Origin of the sequence: Shewanella sp. SACH, from assembly GCF_001887095.2 — a bacterium.
Classification (GTDB): Bacteria; Pseudomonadota; Gammaproteobacteria; order Enterobacterales; family Shewanellaceae; genus Shewanella; species Shewanella baltica.
On sequence record NZ_MPDG02000035.1, the window covers coordinates 1 to 245 of the forward strand.

A 245-nucleotide genomic window follows, 5' to 3' on the forward strand; every position below is an offset into this window, starting at 1 on the left:
GTGATGCTAAAGGACTGGTCAGCCGTTAAGCCATCCGTGTCCGTCACTCGCAGTAACACGACATGGCTGCCCACATCGGCATTGCCGGGCGTGCCACTTAACAATCCAGTGACAACATTGAAGCTCAACCAGCTTGGTTTAGTCACCGCGCTCAATGACAGCACATCACCCACATCGGTATCACTCGCCGCGAAGGTGTAGCTATAAGCCGCATCTTGAGTGGCGGCAGTGATGGCCGTTGAACT

General features: G+C 54.7%; 1 protein-coding gene. It reads right to left on the reverse strand.

Translation table 11 applies throughout. From position 1 onward, the window contains the following. The coding region (locus tag BM607_RS21665; protein WP_140393445.1) for a putative Ig domain-containing protein at positions 1-245 on the reverse strand (245 nt) is incomplete at both ends.